This is a genomic window from Microcystis sp. LE19-41.2A (assembly GCF_027530405.1).
GTDB classification, from domain to species: Bacteria; Cyanobacteriota; Cyanobacteriia; order Cyanobacteriales; family Microcystaceae; genus Microcystis; species Microcystis aeruginosa.
Window position 1 is genome coordinate 1 of sequence record NZ_JAPZQJ010000566.1, and the last position, 4,317, is coordinate 4,317.

Consider the following 4,317-nt stretch of genomic DNA (forward strand, 5'->3'; position numbering starts at 1 on the left):
TTGAGAAACTTTCGGAATTTTTGGGTTAGAAGTATGTTGTCTTGGCATCTTGTATGTTGATTTAGCATAAAGAGTAACGAAGAGCCAAATATCATAATATTTATGAGGTTAAAATTATGCAACCTAGAAGCGTTATTCCGATCCGCCGCCAACAAATCTTCTCCTATCTTGCTCTAGCGGTTTTTTGCGCCACCTTAACCGCCAGTTGTAGTGATAATTCTGATATTTCTTCTGTCCCAGAAGTGCCTCCTAACGATGCGATTGCCGATCAACCTGTAGAAGCTATCTTTTACGAAAATGTCAGTCAATGTCAACAACAATTAACCAAACAACAACAGGCTGTTAATCAGGGGAAAAGTACCGTTACACCGAGCGCCCCGATCATAACACCAGAAGACTGTGAAGCACAACTAGCCCTAGCCTTACGGGAACACGAAAGTAATGCTCCCGTTTACGACACTTTGGAGCAATGTCAAACAGAGGGATTAACCTGTAGTCCCGCTACTGAAAATGGTGGTCAACCACGAACCGGCTACTATCCTAGTTTTGGCGGAACTTTTATCTATCCTAATACCTATGACTTCGTTTATTTTTATCATGGCGGTATCCAGCATCGTCTCTATCGTCCGACAACGGTTTATCAAGGCAACGCAGGCAATTTAGTCACCCCCTATGGTCGTAGTTTACCCCGTTACTCCCCAGGCACTAAAATTTTAGTTCCACAACATACTCGTTTTACGGCTCCCGCTCGACCTTCGGGGACTATTGGCTCAGGCGTTATTCGCGGTCGGTCTTCTACTGGATTTGGTTCCACCTATAAGGCCACAGGACGGGGTGGCATCGGTAAATAATAAATCTGGTTAAATAATCATCATAAAAACCACTCCAGACACAGAGGACACAGAGTGATATAAGAGGTGAATTATGCGAGTTATTCCTTTTCCGCGTCGTCCCTATTGGCAACAACATATCCGCCACCATGCCTATCAAGCAGAGGTTTTAAGCGATGCCTCTCAGGGTTACTGGGTGGAGGCGTTAAAACAACCTTTTTATCTTCAATTTTCTACCGAGGAGGAAACTCGATTAGCAGCAGCCACCGAAACTCTTGGCAAAATGTGTCAGGAATATTTAGATTGGTTTTTTACCGCAGAACAAGATGGTGCAGTGGAGCAAAGATTAGCCAGTTTACAAATCCATCCCGCTTATTGGCAGGCGATTCAATTATCCTGGGAACGCAGGGAACCAGAAGATTTATCCCTTTATCTGCGCTTTGATTTAGTTATGTCAGAAGCCAGTAATTCCTTGAAAATGATTGAGATTAATGCCGAGACTCCGTTGTTAGGGTGTGAACAGGTTTATCAATGGAATTGGTTACAGGATATGTTAAAGCGAAAAGACCACTCTTTGCCCGAGAATGCTAATCAATTTAATGATTTTTGGGATAAAGTTGCAGCACAATTAAGTCGGATTATTCAAGTATATCAGATGTCGGGGAAAGTTTTATCTTTCTTGGTTGATGAAAAGTTAACAGAGGATCAGGAAATGGCGGCTCAATTAATTCAAATGATTCAAGATGAGATTGATCCTCAGCAATATTGCCAGATAGTTTATCTCAGAGATCAATTGGATGAGCAAGGTCATCTACAACAGCGAGGAATTGGCATAGACGACCAGGGTTATTTGGTGGATCATTGTAATGAACGAATGCCCTGGATTTGGAAAATTTACGATTGGTCAGATTTACAAAATGATGTGGAAAACTTTGGTATGACTGATATTTTTGCCCGCCGTTTAGAATTAGGTGAGGTTAAGTTTTTAGAACCACTTTGGAAACAAGTTTTAGCCAATAAAGGTTCTCTCGTGTATTTCTGGGATTTATTTCAGGACAATCCTGATTATTCTCCTTATCTTTTACCGACTTATTTTGAGCAAGATCTGTCTCCCGCCGCCACTCGTTTAAGTTTAAATACCCATATTAAAAAACCGATATTGGGATTAGAAGGAGTCGCTACATCTATCCAAACAGGTTTTGGTTCGACTCTTGAAGCCAGAGAAAGCTTTGGTTATGGAAAAGAAGGGTTTATTATCCAAGAATATGTGTCTTTACCAATTGCATATAATTATTATTATGTAATTGGTAGTTGGTTAGTCGGAGGCTTAGAAGATGGAGAAGCCGCCGGGGTGATTATTCGGGGCGATCGCCTGAGAATTACCGGACGCTATTGTTTAATTATCCCGCATATTGTTTCCGATCAAGGGATCGTTTAAAGATTTTATAAATGAAACTGAAAGATTGTAAAAAAGCAAAAGCAATGAAATTAAAACTGCAACAAAAAACTTGGCGAGTTGATGACTGTATTCCTCTGCATTATCAATTAAACCCACAATTATTAAACCAGATTGATCCCAATTTACAACATCATTTTTGTTTATTATTAAGTCGAGATGTTTATAGTGAGGGAGATAGCCTTCCTCTCTGGAATTATTTATTAACTCGTAAAGCTGAATTTAGCGATGATTTCTGGCAAATGATGATCCAGTGGTTTGAAGATGAACAAAAACATTATGAAGCTTTGAGGCGAGTTTATCGGTTAATTTCTGGTATAAGTTTTAGAGAAATGGATCTGGTTTTCGCTGAACGTAACCACGAGATTGAACCGATCAAAGCACTTTTAACAGATGAATTTACTATCTTAGTTTCATTATTATTTGATGAGTTGGGATCTACGATTTCCTATCGTCGAGATTTATGGGAATATTATCGGCACTACGGCCCCGTTGTTCGTCAAGTTGGGAAATATCTCGTACAAGATGAGGGCAGCCATTTTCAAAATGCGGTAAAATTACTGAAATTTAGTCATCGCAATCGCCTGTGGGAAATTCCTGATTTATTAAAACAACTTGTCCAACTAGAAAAACAATTAGGTCGCTATTGTAAAACATTTTTTTTGGATCATGCACAGGAACAATTACGCTTTCCCACAAACTTTAATGCAGTAATTAGTCAGATAATTTTAGCCCAATTTGGTTTAGCAAAATATCCTGAACAGATTCAGAACCTTTGGCAATGGAAACTGGCGAGATGGGATTTTGTTCCCTAAGTAGTTTGTCCTCTAATTTTGCAGAACAATAGTCATTTAATCTTGATCTATCGTGTTTGGAATTAATAATCGAGAACATTACAGGTGAAGCAATCATAATTATCGCTCTTCTGGGACTCTAGGCAGAAGAGAAATAGAAATTGTGCGGAAAAATGGCTCTTCGGTTTGTGTTATGCAATGGACGGGGGTTATATTGGATGTAACCCTTATATAGAAAGGCATTTAGCGATTTTTGTCGATTGTTTTTGATCTAGAGCGAACTAATCAATTAAGTCTCTTGCCAGATAAGGATTTAGTCGATTTATGCTCCCCTATCGAACCATACCAAGTAACGAAGAGCCTTCTGTTAACGCAATTTAAATTACGAACAGCTTACCTCTGATCGTCATTTTGAACAAGCAGGATTTACTAAATTATTGTAAGATTGCATTATATAAAATTTGTTTATGTAACAAAATACATCAGCCAAACTTTTAAATGATTAGAAATCAAAGATCCTAAATGAACTATCAAAAAATCGAGGACATCTTTAACAAAAAAAATTAACTAAAAATAAATATGCCTAAAACCACAGATGCCATAAAAATCATTCATCAAATCATCGCAGACGATCCCACAATACAAGAACAAATCGCCCTAGAATCCATCAACGCAGAAATCGCACAACTGATTTATGACTCTCGTACAAAAGCTGGATTAACCCAACAACAACTAGCCGACCTAATCCATGTTGAAAAATCCGTTATTGAAGATCTAGAAGACGCTGACTATCAAGACAATCCCCTAATAATGCTGCAAAAAATCGCCACCGCACTCAATCAAAAAGTCAAAATGAGCCTTGTTAGCTAATCTGTTGAAAGCATTCGTTATCAAATTCTGATCCATCATCAAAAAATTGCCAATGAGGAACAAAAAAAATCCCCCGATGAAAACTTAATTAATTACTGAAAAAGAGAAATTAAAGGTTGAGAAAAAAGTTTATCTAGAGCAGAAAAGCGATTAAACAGAGGAAAATAAGCGATGATTTCAAACATTGAAAAACCCTTAAAAGTCAACCCCACCTTAGCCACCTTATTAAGTAGGGAGGCACAATTATTTGTAGGATGGGTTAGCGGTAGCGTAACATAATCGGGCGTTGGGTTTCATGCTTCAACCCAACCTTGTATATTGAGAGAGGTGGTAGACCGTCCCAACCTTGGTCGGAAAAGACCGCTTC

At 38.7% G+C, this 4,317-nt stretch carries 4 protein-coding genes; all 4 read left to right on the forward strand.

The genetic code is table 11. The features are described from left to right. Positions 1 to 116 precede the first annotated feature (116 nt). The gene (locus tag O9290_RS23915; protein WP_002760305.1) at positions 117 to 851 is read left to right on the forward strand and encodes a DUF1190 domain-containing protein; all 735 of its coding nucleotides are present in this window, start codon (positions 117 to 119) and stop codon (positions 849 to 851) included. A 73-nt stretch (positions 852 to 924) separates the two neighbouring features. After that, a complete protein-coding gene (locus O9290_RS23920) occupies positions 925 to 2,268 on the forward strand; it encodes a glutathionylspermidine synthase family protein (protein WP_288056711.1) in 1,344 nt (447 codons plus the stop codon). Positions 2,269 to 2,279: 11 nt separating this feature from the next. After that, positions 2,280 to 3,101 (forward strand): hypothetical protein, encoded by an 822-nt coding sequence (locus O9290_RS23925; RefSeq protein WP_002760307.1) that lies wholly within the window; start codon positions 2,280 to 2,282, stop codon positions 3,099 to 3,101. A 558-nt stretch (positions 3,102 to 3,659) separates the two neighbouring features. Then, positions 3,660 to 3,950, forward strand: a complete 291-nt coding sequence (locus O9290_RS23930; RefSeq protein ID WP_002764160.1) for a helix-turn-helix domain-containing protein — start codon at positions 3,660 to 3,662, stop codon at positions 3,948 to 3,950. Positions 3,951 to 4,317 lie beyond the last annotated feature (367 nt).